Raw genomic sequence first — 16,857 nt, 5'->3', positions numbered from 1 at the left:
ACATAGTCAAGATTGACTAAGCAACAACAAACTACTTTTTGACGAAATGCGGCGACGGGACGACAGGTCGACGTCAGGACTGCGGAGCGTGCGCCTCCAGGAACTCGTAGACATCGGTCGTGTCCACGCCGGGGAACGCACCGGTCGGCAGGGTCGCGAGCAGCGTGCGCGGGGTCTTCACGTTCGGCCAGGAGTGCTCGCGCCACCGCTCCTCGAGCTCGGCCGGTGCACGACGGCAGCACACCTCGACCGAGTGCTTCGAGACTCCGCGGTTGGGGGTGTCCCGCCCCACGAACCACTTCGTGTCATCGAAGCGCACCCCCACGCTGAGGGAGTGCAGACCTTCGCTCGAGGCCTCCACGCGCGCGGTGCACCAGTACGTGCCGTTGCCGGTGTCGGTGTACTGGTAGTACGGGTTGAAGCGGTCGTCCTCATCGAACACGACACGGCTGGTCCACTTGCGGCAGCACATCTGCCCCTCGATCGCACCCAGACGGTCCGTGGGGAAGTTCACGTCGTCGTTCTCGTACGCCTTCGTGATCGTGCCCGACTCGTGCACCTTGAGGAAGTGCACCGGGATGTCGAGGTGCCTGGTCGCGAGGTTGGTGAACCGATGCGCTGCGGTCTCGTAGGAGACCGAGTAGGCGTCACGCAGGTCTTCGATCGAGATCGCCCGCCGCGCCTTGGCCTCCTTCAGCGCCGGCACGACATGGGCCTCGGGGATCAGCAGCGCGCCGGTGAGATAGTTCGTCTCGACCCGCTGGCGCAGGAACTCCGCGTAGCTGCGCGGCTCGGAGTGCCCGAGCATGCGGCTCGACAGCGCCTGCAGCACGGCCGTGCGCGCGTCGCCCTTGGCCTGCACCTGGCTCGACAGGTACAGCCGCCCGTTCGCCAGGTCGGCGACACTGCGCGTGGTCTGCGGCAGATCGGGGGCGTAGTGCAGGGTGAATCCCAGGTAGGCGGCGATCTCGGATGCCGCGCGCTGGGTCAGCGGTCCGCCCGAATGTCCGACCGCCGTGAGGATCTCCGATGCCGTGGTCTCGAGATCGGCGAAGTGGTTGTCCTGCCGGCGCATCAGGTGGCGCAGCTCGACGTTCGCCCGCCGAGCCTCCTCGGGGGTGGCGGCCCGTTCGTCCTTGAGGCGATCGATCTCTCCGTGCAGGGCCAGCAGCGCCTTCAGCGCATCCGTGGGCAGGCTCTTGGCGATGCGGAACGGCTCGATGCCGAGCGCCTGGAACGTCTGCCCCTTCATCGCGCGTTCGAGGGCGATCTCCACGGCGCTGCGCTCATCCAACGGTTCCCCCTCCAGCAGCGCATCGATCGTCACGCCGAGGGCACGCGCGATCGCCTGCAGCTGCGTGAGCTTCGGCTCGCGCTTGCCGGTCTCGATCATCGACATCTGACTCGGCGCGCGATCGACAGCAGACGCGAGCTCCTCGAGCGTCATCCCCCTGGCCGTCCGGAGCTGCCGGATGCGGCGCCCGATCGTGAGAGCGTCGGTCTCTTCTGCCGCGTCGATGGTGTTCATGGCGGTGATTCTGTCACAGAAACAGAAATTCAGCAGAACTTCTCCCCGGATTCGGTCATCTGGATGCCGGAACTTCACACACAGTGGAACCACGCCACTCCGGCACCGCAGCCGGATCCACCGAGGAGACACCATGACGCACACCTCTCACCCCCAGCCCCGTCCCGCCGGTCTGCGCGCCGGAGACCAGGTCCAGACCGCCGCGGAGCTCCAGGAGATCTGGGACACCGACCCTCGGTGGGACGGCGTCGAGCGCACCTACTCGGCCGAGGACGTCATCCGCATCCGTGGTTCGGTCCGTGAGGAGTCGACGCTCGCCCACCGCGGCGCCGAGAACCTGTGGAACCTCCTGCACACCGAGGACTACGTCCGTGCACTCGGCGCGTACACCGGAGGCCAGGCCGTGCAGCAGGTCCGGGCCGGCCTCAAGGCGATCTACCTGTCGGGATGGCAGGTCGCGGCCGACGGCAACCTCGCCGGCCAGACATACCCCGACCAGTCGCTCTACCCCGCGAACTCGGTGCCGGCCGTCGTACGCCGCATCAACAACGCGCTGATCCGCCAGGACCAGCTCGAGCACGCCGAGGGCGAGACCACCCAGGACTGGCTCGCACCGATCGTCGCCGACGCCGAGGCCGGCTTCGGCGGACCGCTGAACGCCTACGAACTCGCGCAGTCCCTCATCCAGTCGGGAGCCGCCGGCATCCACTGGGAGGACCAGCTCGCGAGCGAGAAGAAGTGCGGCCACCTCGGCGGCAAGGTGCTCGTGCCCACCCAGCAGCACATCCGCACCCTGAACGCGGCCCGTCTCGCCGCGGACGTCGCCGGCGTGCCGACCGTCATCATCGCCCGCACGGACGCCCTCGCCGCCGACCTGCTCACCAGCGACGTCGACGAGCGCGACCAGGCGTTCACCACCGGCGAGCGCACGACCGAGGGCTTCTACCGCATCCAGCCCGGTATCGAATCGGTCATCAGCCGCGGCCTCGCCTTCGCCCCCTACGCCGATCTGCTCTGGGTCGAGACGGGAGAGCCCGACATCGAGCTCGCCCGTTCCTTCGCCGCAGCCATCCACGCACAGTTCCCCGGCAAGCTCCTGGCCTACAACTGCTCGCCGAGCTTCAACTGGAAGAAGCACCTGTCGGACGCCGAGATCGCGACGTTCCAGCAGGAGCTGGCCGACCTGGGCTACAAGTTCCAGTTCATCACGCTGGCCGGATTCCACGCCCTGAACTACTCCATGTTCGACCTCGCCCGCGGCTACGCCGATCGCGCCATGAGCGCCTACGTCGAGCTGCAGGAAGCCGAGTTCGCCGCCGAGGCCGACGGCTACACCGCCACCAAGCACCAGCGCGAGGCGGGCACCGGCTACTTCGACGTCATCTCCACCGCGCTCAACCCCGACAGCGCGACCCTCGCCCTCGCCGGCTCCACCGAAGCCGCGCAGTTCCACTGATTCGCCCTCGCCCCTGTCGGCACCGCAGACGAGGGACCCCCTTCGAAAGGACTCACGATCATGACCACTCCCACCGCTCCCCCGACCACGGCTCCGATCCAGACGACCCAGCAGGGTCCGGCGATCGAGGTCACCGGCCCCCTGCGCGACCGCTACGACGAGATCCTCACGCCGGAGGCGATCGCCTTCCTCACCGAGCTGCACCACCGTTTCGCTTCGCGCCGCCACGATCGGCTCGCCGACCGCATGCGCCGTCGCTTCGAGATCGGCAACGGCCATGACCCCCGTTTCCGCGAGGACACCGCGCACATCCGAGAGGATGCCGAGTGGCAGGTCGCCGGCGCCGGGCCCGGTCTCGAGGACCGCCGCGTGGAGATCACCGGCCCCACCGACCCGAAGATGACGATCAACGCGCTGAACTCCGGCGCACGCGTCTGGCTCGCCGACCAGGAGGATGCCACGAGCCCCACCTGGAAGAACGTGATCGAGGGTCAGCTCTCGCTGCGCGATGCGATCCGTGGAGAGCTGTCCTTCACGTCTCCGGAGGGCAAGGAGTACCGCGTCACGGCGGAGCGCACCCCCACGATCGTGATGCGCCCTCGCGGCTGGCACCTGCCCGAGAAGCACATCTCTTTCGTCGACCGGGCCGGGCGCCGCACCTCGGCCTCCGGTTCACTGGTCGACTTCGGCCTCTACTTCCTGCACAACGCGCAGTCTCTGATCGACAACGGTCGCGGCCCGTACTTCTACATCGCCAAGATCGAGTCGAGCGAGGAGGCGAAGCTGTGGGATGACGTCTTCTCGTTCAGCGAGGAGTACATCGGCATCCCGCACGGCACCATCCGCGCGACCGTGCTGATCGAGACGCTTCCCGCCGCGTTCGAGATGGACGAGATCCTGTTCGAGCTGCGCGATCACTGCGCCGGGCTCAACGCCGGGCGCTGGGACTACATCTTCTCGATCATCAAGAACTACCGCGGCCGCGGCGCACGCTTCGTGCTCCCCGACCGCAGCGAGGTGACGATGACGGTGCCGTTCATGCGGGCGTACACCGAGCTGCTCGTGCAGACCTGCCACAAGCGGGGCGCCTTCGCGATCGGCGGCATGAGCGCGTCGATCCCGAACCGGCGTGATCCCGAGGCGACGGCGCGTGCGATCGAGAAGGTCGCGGCCGACAAGAACCGCGAGGCCGGCGACGGGTTCGACGGCACCTGGGTGGCCCACCCCGACCTGATCCCGACGGCGCTGGCCGAATTCGACGCCGTGCTGGGCGACCGCCCGAACCAGGTCGATCGTCAGCGCGACGACGTGCACGTGGAGGCGCGCGACCTGCTCGATCTGCACATCGGGCGCCCGATCACCGCACAGGGCGTGCGCGACAACGTGTCCGTCGCGATCCGCTACCTCGAAGCGTGGCTGCGCGGGCTCGGCGCCGTGGCGATCGACAACCTGATGGAGGATGCCGCGACGGCCGAGATCAGCCGCTCGCAGGTGTGGCAGTGGATCCACCAGGATCGCAGCACCCAGGAGGGGACGCCCATCACGGCCGAGTACGTCGAAGGACTGATCACCCAGGTGCTCGCCCAGGCGACGCGCAGCGCGGGAGACCGATTCGAGGATGCCGCCGAGATCTTCCGCGAGGTCGCCCTGCAGGAGGAGTTCCCGACGTTCCTGACGCTCGGCGCCTACAGCCGATTCCTGGTCGACGAGGCCTGAGTCGCCGCCGCGGAGCCCCTCGCCCGTTCCCCCGCGGGCGAGGGGCTCCGTGTGTCCGCGCCACCGTGTTCCCGCGGGCGTAGCCTGGATCCATGACCGACGTCTGGAACGGCATCGCCGAGGAGTTCCTCCACCTCTACCCCGCAGGACGACGTCTGCTCGCCGTGGTGGGCGAGGACGCCGAGCGTTCCCGCGCCGCCGCCGACCTGCTGGGTACGGCACTCGTCGAGGCCGGTCACGAGGTCGAACGCACGCACAGTGAGGACGGTGACGAGCGGATGCTGCGCGCTGACGTCGTCGCACCCTTCCGGAACGGCCCGAAGGCCGACCGCGTGCTGATCGTCTCCGGCCCCGCCGCCCTGCTCGGTCCGACCGCCCGCGGCATGTGGAACTTCACCCTGTGGCAGCTCGCGGGAGACGAACCGCCGCACAGCGTGGCCTCCGCCCTCGTCGACATGACCGACCCCGCGCATCCCAGCCGTCGCACGGCGGACTACTGTGCACTGCCGGCGTCCTTCGGCTCCTGAGGCGAGGGCCCCGAGCTTCCGGGCGGGGCGCCGAACCGCACCCGGAAGTCGTGACGGGGTGCCGGGAAGCAGCCGCGGCTCGCAGGAGCCTGCCGTCAGGCCCGGCTGGGGGCTCGGGCAGCTTCAGCGTAGGCACGCCCCACCGGCGCGGAAAGAGCCAGGAGAGGTCTGTCACCCCGTGCGCGGAAACCGGGCACGGAATCCCTCACCTGGCACCGTTTGCGCGTTCTCGTGTCGCAGATCACCGCGTCGCTCACCGTGCGGAATCGGTCTGCTCGTCGCGCAGCAGCATCGCCTCGGCGAGCTGCACTGGTTGGGAGCGCGCCGCGAGGCGGAAGGCGCTGGGACTGCCGCCCACGTGTCGCGAGAACTGCGCGCGCAGAGCCGCCGCGTCGACGAATCCCGCCCGCCTCGCCACCACCGCGAGCTCCTGCGCCGGGAGCACGAGGAGCTCCTCCCGCGCGGTCGTGAGCCGTCGACGCAGCAACTGCGCCGAGAGGCTCTCGTCCGCCCCGGCGAAGAACCGGAACAGCTGGCGACGACTCATGTGCAGCTCGGCGGCGAGCTGATCGATCCCGAAGTCCGCCTCGCGGTGCCGGCGTTCGATGATCTGTGCCGCCTCCCCTCTGATCCGACTGACACGATCGGTCTCGCCGTCGCCCGGGAACTGGCGGAACAGCCCTCGCACGAGCGCCACCAGCGTCACCTCCGCTCCGGCGAGCGCTCCCGCTCCCTGATCGGGATCCTGCACCCACTCGTAGAGCATGCGACCCACCGCCACCCCTGCCGCCCGCGTCAGCGGGGTGTCCGGGAACAGGCCGGCACCTGCGGCCAGCACGTGCCGGTATCCGGGGACCGCTGCGACCGGGACCACGACGCCGGTCGTCTCGCTCACGCTGAGATGCTCCACGGCGGAGTGCCCCACGCTCGACATGAAGCCCATGCGACCGACGCTCAGGTGGTGGATGCCCTGCGCGGTGTGCAGTCGCTGCCCTCCGAAGTTCGAGAGCCCGACGATGATGATGTCCTCATCCTGCGGAGCGCCACGATCGTAGGTGACGGTGTGCGCGGTCTCGAGGGTGCTGAACAGCATCGTCGCGCCAATGGAGCGCCGCAGCAGCGCGGCCTCGAAGGCGAGCGGATCTGCGGCGGACATGGTGCCGAAGTTCGACAGCTGCATCATGCCGAGGGGCCCGTCGAGCCGGATGACCGCGGAGCTGTACCAGTCGGGCGGCCGGCGGTCACGGTCGTCGCCTCCTCCGTCGCGTCCGGGAGCGCCCGACAGGCGGTGCACCCAGGCGGCAGCCTGTCCGGCGGTGATCGCCGTCATGCGCGACGCTCGGCCGCGGCGGAGCGCTGTGACGCGCGCGCGCCGAGCACGTCGGAATTCCCCAGAGATTGCACCATCGCGGTCCCGCCTGTCAGGCACGCGCCGCATCCGCGACGCGCGCACCCCATCCCCGGACACACACTAACGAGCCGCTTCCTGCGCGTGCAATATACGATACGGCGCACTCCGCAGCCCCATCCCGACCGGGCCATCGGAGCCCCGGACCGCCCGGCGCGGACTAGCTGAAGGTGGCCGCGATCGAGTTGCGGTGGTAGTCGAAGACGATGCTGGTCCGCGTCGAGGCGACGCTGCTCTGTGCCGAGAGATGCTCGAGCACGAACTCGCGCATCTGCGATGAGTCGGCTACGGCGATATGCAGCAGGAAGTCATCCTCTCCTCCGAGGAAGAACACCTGGATCACCTGCGGGAGAGCCCGCACCCGGTCCGCGAACGCGACGATGCTCTCGCGCCGGGCGCTCGGTCGCAGGCTCACCCCGATGATCGCCTGCAGCCCTGCGCCCAGCATCCGCTCGTCGACGCTCGCGTGGAAGCCGGTGATGACCCCTCGCTCGATCAGCGAGCGCAGGCGCGCGTGCGCCGTGGACGGCGCGACGCCGAGCGTGCCGGCGAGCTCGGCGTTGGTCATCCTGCCGTCCGCACCGAGCAGGCGTACGATCTGCGCATCGATCGCGTCGAGGGCCGGCGCCCGAAGACTGTTCGGTGAAGCTGCCGCATCTGACTGTTCCATACGAAGCATTATTCAGGATTCCCTCATCTGCCGAAGGTTATGAAAGAAATCTGTTGAGAAGCCGCCGTTTCTGCGATTCTGTGTTCATCCGCGCCCACACTTGGAGGATCGATGAAGATCGGCGTACCCACTGAGGTCAAGAACAACGAGAACCGCGTCGCACTGACGCCCGCCGGCACCGACCGCCTGGTGCATGAAGGGCACCGTGTGCTCGTGCAGTCGGGCGCGGGACTCGGGTCGAGCATCTCGGATGACGCCTACCGCGCGGCCGGTGCCGAGATCCTCGGATCCGCCGCCGAGGTCTGGGGCGATGCCGACCTGCTCATCAAGGTGAAGGAGCCGATCGCCCAGGAGTACGGCTTCCTGCGGCCCGACCTCACCCTCTTCACGTACCTGCATCTCGCCGCCGATCGCGCGCTGACCTCGGCTCTCGTGGGCGCCGGGACGACCGCGGTGGCCTACGAGACGGTGCAGCTGCCGGACCGCAGTCTGCCGTTGCTGGTGCCGATGAGCGAGATCGCCGGGCGGCTGTCCGTGACCATGGGGTCCTACGCCCTGCTGCGCTCCAACGGCGGCCGCGGCACCCTGCTCGGCGGCATCGCCGGAACCCCGCGGGCCAAGACCGTCGTGATCGGCGGCGGTGTCGCCGGTGAGCACGCCGCCGCCAATGCGCTCGGCCTCGGCTCCAAGGTCACCGTGATCGACATCTCGCTGCCGCGCCTGCGCGAACTCGAGCACCGCTACGGCGGCGCACTGGAGACCCGTGCGTCCAGCCGCTACGACATCGCGGAGGAGCTCGCGACCGCCGACCTGGTGATCGGATCCGTGCTCATCCCCGGAGCGGCCGCCCCCAAGCTCGTCACCGACGACATGGTCGCGACCATGAAGCCCGGCTCGGTGCTGGTCGACATCGCGATCGACCAGGGCGGGTGCTTCGAGGGTTCGCGCCCGACCACGCACGACGCTCCCACTTTCCCGGTGCACGATTCGATCTACTACTGCGTCGCGAACATGCCGGGAGCCGTCCCCGAGACCGCGACCCGCGCACTGACCAACGCGACCCTCCCCTATGTCTCGGCGATCGCCGGCAAGGGCTGGGAGCGGGCCGCCGCCGAGGATGCCGCGTTGGCGAAGGGCCTGAACGTGCAGGGCGGCCGCATCGTCCTGGACGCGGTCGCGCAGGCGCACGGTCTCTGAGGCCGTCAGCCGACCCGAAACCGAAAGAACACAGGATCTTCATGACGACTCGCCCCTCGCCGGTGCGGGCGACCCGAGTACGCTCGTAACCGTGACTGAACGCGCTCCCCTCTCCCGCAAACTGTCCGCGATCGCCGAGTCTGCGACCCTCAAGGTCGACGCCAAGGCGAAGGCCCTCAAGGCGGAAGGCAAGGACATCATCTCCTATGCCGCCGGCGAGCCCGACTTCGCGACGCCGCAGTTCATCGTGGATGCCGCAGCCGAGGCTCTCGCCGACCCCGCGAACTACCGGTACACCCCCGCCGCAGGGCTCCCGGCGCTGCGCGAGGCGGTCGCCGCCAAGACCCTGCGCGACTCCGGCCTCGAGGTCGCCCCGAGCCAAGTCATCGTGACCAACGGCGGCAAGCAGTCCGTCTACCAGGCGTTCCAGGCCGTGGTGAACCCGGGCGACGAGGTGCTGCTCCCGGCGCCGTACTGGACCACGTATCCCGAGGCGATCCGTCTCGCCGACGGCATCCCCGTCGAGGTCTTCGCCGGCGCCGACCAGGACTACAAGGTGACGGTCGAGCAGCTCGAAGCCGCCCGGACCGCACGCACCACTGTGCTCGTGTTCGTGTCCCCCTCGAACCCGACCGGCTCGGTGTACACCGCGGAAGAGACGGCGGCCATCGGCGAGTGGGCACTCGAGCACGGCATCTGGATCATCAGCGACGAGATCTACCAGAACCTCACCTACGAGGGCGTCAAGGCGACCTCGATCGTCGAGGCCGTGCCCGCCGTCGCCGGCCAGACGATCCTGGTCAACGGTGTCGCGAAGACCTACGCCATGACCGGATGGCGCGTGGGCTGGATGGTGGGACCGGCCGATGCGATCAAGATCGCCGGCAATCTGCAGTCGCACCTCTCGAGCAACGTGAACAACGTCGCCCAGAAGGCTGCGATCGCCGCGCTCAACGGCCCTCAGACAGAGGCGGAGCAGATGCGCGAGGCCTTCGACCGCCGACGCCGCCTCATCGTCTCGGAGCTGTCGAAGATCGAAGGGCTGGTCGTGCCCAACCCGCTCGGCGCGTTCTACGTGTACCCCGATGTGCAGGGCCTGCTCGGCCGCACCTGGGGCGGCGTGACCCCGACGACCTCGCTGGAGCTGGCCGACCTGATCCTGGAACAGGCGGAGGTCGCTGTCGTCCCGGGTGAGGCATTCGGCCCCAGCGGCTACATCCGCATGTCGTACGCCCTCGGCGACGAGGCCCTCCTCGCCGGCGTGCAGCGCCTGCAGCGCCTGTTCTCCTGAGGTGCTCGGGCTCGGAGACCACGCCGAGACCCCGCCGTGACGCCGAGACCCCCTCCTGCCGACGTGTGCAGGAGGGGGTCTTGTCGTGGTGAGGGAATCTCGACGCCGCGGCGGTGCGGCTCACTCCTCCGGGTGATACCCGATCAGCCAGCGGATGCCGTAGCGGTCGACGAGCGTTCCGTCCCAGTCGCCCCAGGCGCGTCGCTGCAGCGGGTCGATGACGCGACCGCCGACCGAGAGATCTGCGAACCACCCCGTGAGGGTCGACGCATCGGCCGTGCCGAGGAGCGACAGGAACATCCCGTTCATCTGCACCGCGTCATCGTCGATCCCGGCATCCGCGCCCGACAGCTCGACCGTGCCCTGCAGCATCGCGTGCCCGATCGCATCGCTCGGACCGTCATGCCTGTCGAGCTGGTCGTAGTCGAACAGCTGCAGCACGCCGCCGAACACGGACTGGTAGTACCGCATCGCCTCGGCGGCATTGCCAGGGAACAGGAGGTAGGGGATCAGTCCGCTCATGCGGCGAGTGTAGCCCCGGTCGAGGACAGGCGTCCGACGGTCAGAGGTCGACGCCGACCAGCACCGGTTCGGGCTGGAGCACCAGGCCGAACTCCGCGTGCACCCGGCTCTGGATGAAGCGCGCCAGCTCGGCGACCTCTGCCGCGTTGGCTCCCCCACGGTTCGTGAGGGCGAGGGCGTGCTTGGTCGAGACCGAGGCGCGCGAGCGCGGAAGCTTGAACCCCTTGCGGATACCGGCCTGTTCGATGAGCCAGGCAGCGCTCACCTTGACATCGGTGGGACCGCGTCGAGGAGCGGGTACCAGACCGTCGTAGCTCGCGAGCGGGATCACCGTGACCGCGTCGAGGTCCGGCGCGACGGGCCACCGCGGGCACTCCGGTGGCAGCGCGCGGGCCACGGACTCCGGCACGATCGCGTTCTGGAAGAAGGAGCCGACGCCGTGCGTGTCGGGATCGTTCTCGTCGAGCAGCATCCCCTTGGACGCCCGCGTCGCGAGGATGCGCTCCCGCACCCAGGTCAACGACACCGGGGCATCGCCGTCGAGGCCGAGCGCGCGGCGCAGCTGCTCTCCGCGCACGATGCGCTCCGGCGTCACGACCAGGTCGACGGTCACCGACAGGATGACGGCGCGGCGCTGCGGCACGCTGCCGTAGTGATGCTTGAGCACCGAGGTACGGAAGCCGAGTCCCAGCGCCGCGGCGGGAACGGTGGAGATCTCACCCGTTCCCTCGTCGATCAGTTCGACCTCGACGAGCGTCTCCTGGACCTCCTGGCCGTAGGCGCCGATGTTCTGCACCGGAGCTGCACCGACCGTGCCGGGGATGCCCGACATGGCCTCCAGCCCCGCATAGCCATGCTCCACGGCATACGCGACGAGGTCGTCCCAGCCGTGTCCGGCCTGCGCCCGCAGACGGATGCGACCGGCATGAGGCGAAGGGAGTTCTTCGATCCCGGTCGTGAGGACGCGGATGACCGTCCCCTCGAAAGGCTCATCGCCGACGAAGAGGTTGGATCCGCCGCCCAGCACGAACCATTCGTCTCCGCGCGCCCAGGTGTCGCGCAGGGCCTCGATGAGTCCTGAGGTCGTCGTCGCCTCCTGCATCCGCTCCGGGGCTGCCCCCGTACGGAGCGTCGTGAGGTCGGCGAGGCGGATCGGATCGATCTCTCGCATGTCAGGCCGCGATGCGCAGCTGCGCCTTGACGAGCACGGTGGCCTCGCCGAACGTGACCTTCAGGTCGACGCGCGCGGCATCGTCGTCGACGGCCCCGACGGTGGCGGTGATGTGCACATCAGCGCCGTCCACGGGGTCGACCACGACGGGCTTGGTGAAACGCACCCCGTAGTCGAGGATGCGAACGTCGGGCTCGAGAGCGGAGAGGAGCACCGACGAGGCGATCCCCATCGTGAGCATGCCGTGCGCGAGAACGCCCGGCAGCCCTACGGAGGCCGCGATGTCGTCACGGTAGTGGATGGGGTTGAAGTCCCCGGATGCTCCGGCGTAACGCACGAGCGACTCGCGAGTCAGGTGCACGGTGCGCTCCGCGAGGACGTCTCCGACGGAATACGACATCATTCGCCCTCTCCGACCAGCAGCACGCTGGTCGCGGTCACCACGTGGGCGCCGTCGACATCGGTGATCTCGGCTTCGCTCGTGATCAGCGCGTTTCCCGCCATCGTGCGGATGCCGGTGACGCGCAGCTGCCCGACGAGTTCGTCGCCGGCCACGATCGGACGCGAGTAGGTGAATCGCTGCTCGGCGTGGATCGTGCGTGCCAGGACGATGCCGGAATCCGGCAGCGCGAGGAGCTGCTGCAGCGTGAGGTCCTGGATGACCATCGCGAAGGTCGGCGGCGCGACGACGTCGGCATAGCCGGCTGCGCGAGCGGCCTCGTCGTCGGTGTGCTGAGGAGCATCGGCGAAGACGGCGCGAGCGAACTCGCGCACCTTCTCCCGGCCGACGAGGTACGGGGCGGTCGGCGGGAACTCCCGGCCGATCAGATCTGTGTTCACTGCCACCCCTCGATCCTACCGAGCATGGCGGTCGGGCGGTTCCGCGCTCACGCCTTGCGACGGCCGCGAATGGCTTTCAGCGCCATCTGGACGGCGATCACCACGAGATATGCCGCGAAGAGAATGTTCCCGGCCGTCGGGTCGATCAGGGTCGCGATCCATGCGCCGAGTGCGGTCGTGGTGCATGCGGAGACGCCGATGAGCACGGCCGCCCGCAGGTCGACGTTGCGGGTGCGCAGGTTGCCGATCGTGCCGGAGACCGCGGTGGGGATCATCATGAGCAGCGAGGTGCCCTTGGCCACCAGGTCGCTCGTGCCGAACGCCAGCATCAGGACGGGAACCACGATCACGCCGCCGCCGACACCGATGAGACCGGCGAGGACGCCGGTGCCGAGGCCCACACCCACCAGTGCGAGCCCGGAGAGCAGAGTCAGATCGAAGGTCGCATCACGCGAAGGGATCACGAGGAAGAGCGTGACGATGACGAGCACCAGGAAGCCGACGAAGCCCCAGCGCAGGGCCGTCTGCGAGATGCGCGGGAGAAGCCGCGTACCGATCTGCGCGCCGACCACGGCCCCGGCCGCCAGGATGAGCGCGGGGATCCAGGCCACGGACCCCGAGACGGCATAGGAGATCACTCCGACGCTGGCCGTGGGCACGATCGCGGCGAGCGAGGTACCGGCCGCGAGGCGCTGGTCGAACTGGAGCAGCAGCACGAGCAACGGCACGATGACCGTGCCGCCACCGACGCCGAAGAGTCCGGAGAGCAATCCGGCGAGGAGGCCGATTCCGATGAAGGCGGCGTATGCCCGCGGCCCTCGATGCAGCTCCGCCGCGACGTCGTTCACGCTGTGTTCCTCCCCCGCGACGCACGACGGCCGCACCGCGACCAGCCTACTCCCGCCCCTCCGCCTCGCCGGACGTCCGCGACGAGCAGAAGACCCGATCGCGGGGGGAGCCGTGACCGGGTCTTCCGGTGTGCCTGTGCATCGTCGCGCAGTGGGACCCACGCGACATCCGCGATCAGTTCACGAGGGGCTGCGCACTGTGGGGAAGGGGAGATGTGCGCGCCTCTCGCTCCCAGGAGAACACAACCGCCCCCACGCGTCACGTCTCCTCGGCGCGATCCCCCAGTTGCGGGGATCGCCGCGGCGTCCGAACACGCGAGGCCGTGATCCGCGAACCCCTGGGACGCAGTGCCATCTTATGCGAGACTGGATCGCAACACCGGCGATGATGCCGGCATCGACCGGATCGAAGGAGATCTGATGGTTCGCAGCACGTTCCCCGACCTGGAGATCCCTGACGTCTCCGTGTACGACTTCCTGTTCGGCGACCTCGACGACGCACGGCTGGACTCCGTCGCACTGATCGACGGCATGAGCGGCGCGACCACGACCTATCGCCAGCTCGTCGGGCAGATCGGCCTGTTCGCCGGCGCTCTCGCGGCACGGGGTGTCGGCGTCGGCACCCGCATCGGCGTCCTGTGCCCGAACATCCCCGCGTTCGCCACGGTCTTCCACGGCATCCTGCGGGCCGGCGCGACCGCGACCACCATCAACTCCCTCTACACTGCCGAGGAGATCGCGAACCAGCTCACCGATGCCGGTGCCGAGTGGCTGGTCACCGTCTCTCCCCTGCTCCCCGGCGCGCTGGCCGCGGCCGCACAGGTCGGTATCGACGCCGACCATCTGATCGTGCTCGACGGCGCCGAGGGACACCCTTCCCTGCCCGCGTTGCTCGGTGAAGGCCGCACGGCCCCCGAGATCTCCTTCGACCCCGCGACGCATCTCGCCGTGCTCCCCTACTCCTCCGGCACGACCGGTCGCCCCAAGGGCGTGATGCTGACCCACCGCAACCTGGTCGCGAACGTCACGCAGTGCCGCTCCACGATCTCGCTCGGCGACGACGACCGGGTGCTCGCCGTCCTGCCGTTCTTCCACATCTACGGCATGACGGTGCTGCTCAACTTCGCGCTCCGGCAGCGCGCTGCGCTCGTGACCATGCCGAAGTTCGACCTCGTGGAGTTCCTGCGCGTGGTCGCCGACCATCGCACGAGCTGGGTGTTCATCGCCCCGCCGATCGCCGTGGCCCTCGCGAAGCATCCGCTCGTCGATCAGTACGATCTCTCGGCGATCAAGGTGATCTTCTCCGGCGCGGCACCGCTGGACGGCGCTCTCGCCTCGGCCGTCGCCGCGCGCCTGGGGTGCACGGTCTGCCAGGGGTACGGCATGACCGAGACGAGCCCGGTGACCCACGCGATCCCCTACGACCGCGACGACATCGACCGCTCCTCCGTCGGACTGCTCCTCGCCGGCACGGAAGCGCGCCTGCTGGACGCCGAGACCGGCGCAGACGTCGACGTGCCCGCGGAAGGCTCGAGCGAGCCCGGTGAGCTCCTCATCCGCGGTCCGCAGGTGATGAACGGGTACTTGAACCGTCCGGATGCCACGACCGAGATGCTCGACGCCGACGGCTGGCTGCACACCGGCGACGTCGCCACGGTCACGCACGACGGCATCTTCCGCATCGTCGACCGGCTCAAGGAACTGATCAAGTACAAGGGCTACCAGGTCGCACCGGCCGTGCTGGAGGCGGTGCTGCTGGAGCATCCGTCGATCGCGGATGCCGCCGTGATCGGCGCACTCGACGAAGACGGCCAAGAGGTGCCGAAGGCCTTCGTCGTCGTGCAGCAGGGCGCGGAGCTCGACGCGGATGCCGTGATCGCGCACGTCGCGGGCCGCGTGGCCCCGCACGAGAAGGTGCGCCAGGTCGAGTTCATCGACGCCATCCCGAAGTCCAGCTCCGGCAAGATCCTGCGCAAGGACCTGCGCGCCCGCTGATCGGCCCAGGACGCCGGAAACGACGAAGCCCGCCACCCCGGGAAGGGGCAGCGGGCTTCGTCGTGAAACCGAGTGATTACTCGGACTTCTCCTCGGCGGGAGCCTCGGTGGTCTCCTCAGCGGGAGCCTCCTCTGCGGCAGCCTCGGGAGCCTCCTCGACGGGAGCCTCCTCGACGACCTCAGCCGGCTTCTCAGCCTTGGCAGCGGTCTTCTTGGCCGACTTCGGCTTCGGGTTCACGGGCTCGAGGACGAGCTCGATCACGGCCATGGGGGCGTTGTCGCCCTTGCGGTTCCCGACCTTGGTGATACGGGTGTAGCCACCCTCGCGGTCCGCGACGAGCGGAGCGATCTCGGCGAAGAGCGTGTGCACGACGCTCTTGTCGCCGATGACGGCGAGCACGCGACGACGCGCGTGCAGGTCGCCACGCTTGGCGAAGGTGATCAGACGCTCAGCGAGCGGACGGAGGCGCTTGGCCTTCGTCTCGGTCGTCTTGATCGACTTGTGGGTGTAGAGCGCCGCTGCGAGGTTCGCAAGCATGAGGCGCTCGTGTGCGGGGCCGCCTCCGAGGCGGGGACCCTTAGTGGGCTTGGGCATAATCGTCTAGCTCCTGGTCAGAAAGGTCGGGTATCAGAAGGACTCGTCTTCGCTGCCGCCGTAGAAGTGGGCGCCGTCGAAACCGGGCACCGAATCCTTGAGCGACAGACCGAGCGAGATGAGCTTGTCGCGCACCTCGTCGACCGACTTCTGGCCGAAATTGCGGATGTTCATGAGCTGCGTCTCCGACAGGGCGACGAGCTCAGAAACGGTGTTGATGCCCTCACGCTTCAGGCAGTTGTACGAGCGGACCGACAGGTCGAGGTCCTCGATCGGCATCGACAGCTCGCTGGAGTTCACTGCCTCCACCGGCGCCGGGCCGATCTCGATGCCCTCGGCCTCGACGTTCAGCTCGCGAGCGAGACCGAACAGCTCGGTCAGCGTCTTCGCAGCCGAAGCGACGGCGTCGCGGGGGCTGATCGACGACTTGGTCTCGACATCGAGGACGAGCTTGTCGAAGTCGGTACGCTCACCGGCACGAGTCGCCTCGACGCGGTAGCTGACCTTCAGGACGGGCGAGTAGATCGAGTCGATCGGCACCTGGCCGGCCTCGGCGTACTCGTTGCGGTTCTGCGTCGCCGAGACGTAGCCACGGCCACGCTCGATCGTCAGCTCGAGCTCGAACTTCGCGGTGTCGTTCAGCGTCGCGATGACGAGCTCGGGGTTGTGGACCTCGACACCGGCCGGAGCCGAGATGTCGGCGGCGGTCACTTCGCCCGCACCGGTCTTACGCAGGTACGCCGTGATCGGCTCGTCGCGCTCCGAGGAGACGACGAGCTGCTTGATGTTGAGGATGATCTCGGTGACATCCTCCTTCACGCCGGGGATGGTGCTGAACTCGTGCAGCACACCGTCGATGCGAACGCTGGTGACTGCGGCGCCGGGGATCGACGACAGCAGGCTGCGGCGCAGCGCGTTGCCGATCGTGTAACCGAAGCCGGGCTCCAGAGGCTCGATGATGAACCGGCTACGGTTCTCGACGATCTTTTCCTCGGTCAGTGTGGGACGCTGTGCAATAAGCACTCTGTGTTCCTTTCGATCACATGCCCGCTATATGACATGTGGTGGGTGAGGTCTTGAGTTGTGGAAGTCG

The 16,857-nt window shown here is 68.6% G+C and carries 16 protein-coding genes; 6 read left to right on the top strand and 10 right to left on the bottom strand.

All coding sequences use genetic code 11. The features are described from left to right. Positions 1-73 precede the first annotated feature (73 nt). Positions 74-1,528 carry a helix-turn-helix domain-containing protein gene (locus FB560_RS02965; RefSeq protein WP_141870989.1) on the bottom strand — a complete coding sequence of 485 codons (1,455 nt, stop codon included), beginning with the start codon at positions 1,526-1,528 and terminating at the stop codon, positions 74-76. A gap of 133 nt (positions 1,529-1,661) precedes the next feature. On the opposite strand from FB560_RS02965, the gene aceA reads away from it, so the two are divergent. From aceA to FB560_RS02950, 3 genes are all read left to right on the top strand, one after another. Next, the gene (gene aceA / locus FB560_RS02960; protein ID WP_141870988.1) at positions 1,662-2,984 is read left to right on the top strand and encodes an isocitrate lyase; all 1,323 of its coding nucleotides are present in this window, start codon (positions 1,662-1,664) and stop codon (positions 2,982-2,984) included. Positions 2,985-3,044: 60 nt separating this feature from the next. Further along, positions 3,045-4,700 carry a malate synthase A gene (aceB, locus tag FB560_RS02955; RefSeq protein ID WP_141870987.1) on the top strand — a complete coding sequence of 552 codons (1,656 nt, stop codon included), beginning with the start codon at positions 3,045-3,047 and terminating at the stop codon, positions 4,698-4,700. Positions 4,701-4,792: 92 nt separating this feature from the next. Further along, a complete protein-coding gene (locus tag FB560_RS02950) occupies positions 4,793-5,227 on the top strand; it encodes a hypothetical protein (RefSeq protein WP_141870986.1) in 435 nt (144 codons plus the stop codon). Between the two features lie 253 nt (positions 5,228-5,480). Here the strand turns inward: FB560_RS02950 and FB560_RS02945 are convergent, their stop codons facing one another. Further along, positions 5,481-6,557, bottom strand: a complete 1,077-nt coding sequence (locus FB560_RS02945; protein WP_170198030.1) for a helix-turn-helix domain-containing protein — start codon at positions 6,555-6,557, stop codon at positions 5,481-5,483. Between the two features lie 238 nt (positions 6,558-6,795). Then, positions 6,796-7,314 carry an Lrp/AsnC family transcriptional regulator gene (locus FB560_RS02940; RefSeq protein ID WP_141870984.1) on the bottom strand — a complete coding sequence of 173 codons (519 nt, stop codon included), beginning with the start codon at positions 7,312-7,314 and terminating at the stop codon, positions 6,796-6,798. 102 nt (positions 7,315-7,416) lie between these two features. On the opposite strand from FB560_RS02940, the gene ald reads away from it, so the two are divergent. Both ald and FB560_RS02930 read left to right on the top strand, forming a co-directional pair. Then, positions 7,417-8,502 carry an alanine dehydrogenase gene (gene ald, locus FB560_RS02935; RefSeq protein ID WP_141870983.1) on the top strand — a complete coding sequence of 362 codons (1,086 nt, stop codon included), beginning with the start codon at positions 7,417-7,419 and terminating at the stop codon, positions 8,500-8,502. A 91-nt stretch (positions 8,503-8,593) separates the two neighbouring features. After that, the gene (locus tag FB560_RS02930) at positions 8,594-9,793 is read left to right on the top strand and encodes a pyridoxal phosphate-dependent aminotransferase (protein ID WP_141870982.1); all 1,200 of its coding nucleotides are present in this window, start codon (positions 8,594-8,596) and stop codon (positions 9,791-9,793) included. A 120-nt stretch (positions 9,794-9,913) separates the two neighbouring features. On the opposite strand, the gene FB560_RS02925 is transcribed toward FB560_RS02930, so the two are convergent. Genes FB560_RS02925 through FB560_RS02905 form a run of 5 tightly spaced genes read right to left on the bottom strand, consistent with a single transcriptional unit; the run spans position 9,914 to position 13,174 of the window. After that, entirely contained in the window at positions 9,914-10,315 is a 402-nt protein-coding gene (locus FB560_RS02925; protein ID WP_141870981.1) for a VOC family protein, read from the bottom strand. A gap of 40 nt (positions 10,316-10,355) precedes the next feature. Continuing rightward, complete coding sequence (locus FB560_RS02920) at positions 10,356-11,486, bottom strand: UDP-N-acetylmuramate dehydrogenase (RefSeq protein WP_141870980.1); 1,131 nt, start codon at positions 11,484-11,486, stop codon at positions 10,356-10,358. Between the two features lies 1 nt (position 11,487). Continuing rightward, positions 11,488-11,886, bottom strand: coding sequence for a MaoC/PaaZ C-terminal domain-containing protein (locus tag FB560_RS02915; protein ID WP_188895268.1), 399 nt, complete (start codon positions 11,884-11,886; stop codon positions 11,488-11,490). Next, positions 11,886-12,332 (bottom strand): FAS1-like dehydratase domain-containing protein, encoded by a 447-nt coding sequence (locus FB560_RS02910; protein WP_141870978.1) that lies wholly within the window; start codon positions 12,330-12,332, stop codon positions 11,886-11,888. The genes FB560_RS02915 and FB560_RS02910 overlap by 1 nt, the downstream gene beginning before the upstream one ends. Positions 12,333-12,373: 41 nt before the next feature. Then, positions 12,374-13,174, bottom strand: coding sequence for a sulfite exporter TauE/SafE family protein (locus tag FB560_RS02905; RefSeq protein ID WP_141870977.1), 801 nt, complete (start codon positions 13,172-13,174; stop codon positions 12,374-12,376). A 420-nt stretch (positions 13,175-13,594) separates the two neighbouring features. On the opposite strand from FB560_RS02905, the gene FB560_RS02900 reads away from it, so the two are divergent. Beyond that, positions 13,595-15,169, top strand: coding sequence for an AMP-binding protein (locus FB560_RS02900; protein WP_141870976.1), 1,575 nt, complete (start codon positions 13,595-13,597; stop codon positions 15,167-15,169). A 76-nt stretch (positions 15,170-15,245) separates the two neighbouring features. On the opposite strand, the gene rplQ is transcribed toward FB560_RS02900, so the two are convergent. Together rplQ and FB560_RS02890 are read right to left on the bottom strand one after the other, a co-directional pair. After that, entirely contained in the window at positions 15,246-15,764 is a 519-nt protein-coding gene (gene rplQ / locus FB560_RS02895) for a 50S ribosomal protein L17 (RefSeq protein WP_141870975.1), read from the bottom strand. 33 nt (positions 15,765-15,797) lie between these two features. Beyond that, the gene (locus FB560_RS02890; RefSeq protein WP_141870974.1) at positions 15,798-16,787 is read right to left on the bottom strand and encodes a DNA-directed RNA polymerase subunit alpha; all 990 of its coding nucleotides are present in this window, start codon (positions 16,785-16,787) and stop codon (positions 15,798-15,800) included. Positions 16,788-16,857: the final 70 nt, after the last annotated feature.

The sequence above is a fragment of the Microbacterium saperdae genome, from assembly GCF_006716345.1.
In the GTDB taxonomy this organism is placed as follows: Bacteria; Actinomycetota; Actinomycetes; order Actinomycetales; family Microbacteriaceae; genus Microbacterium; species Microbacterium saperdae.
Note: the sequence above shows the minus strand (reverse complement) of the source record. Positions and strands in the feature narration are given on the sequence as shown.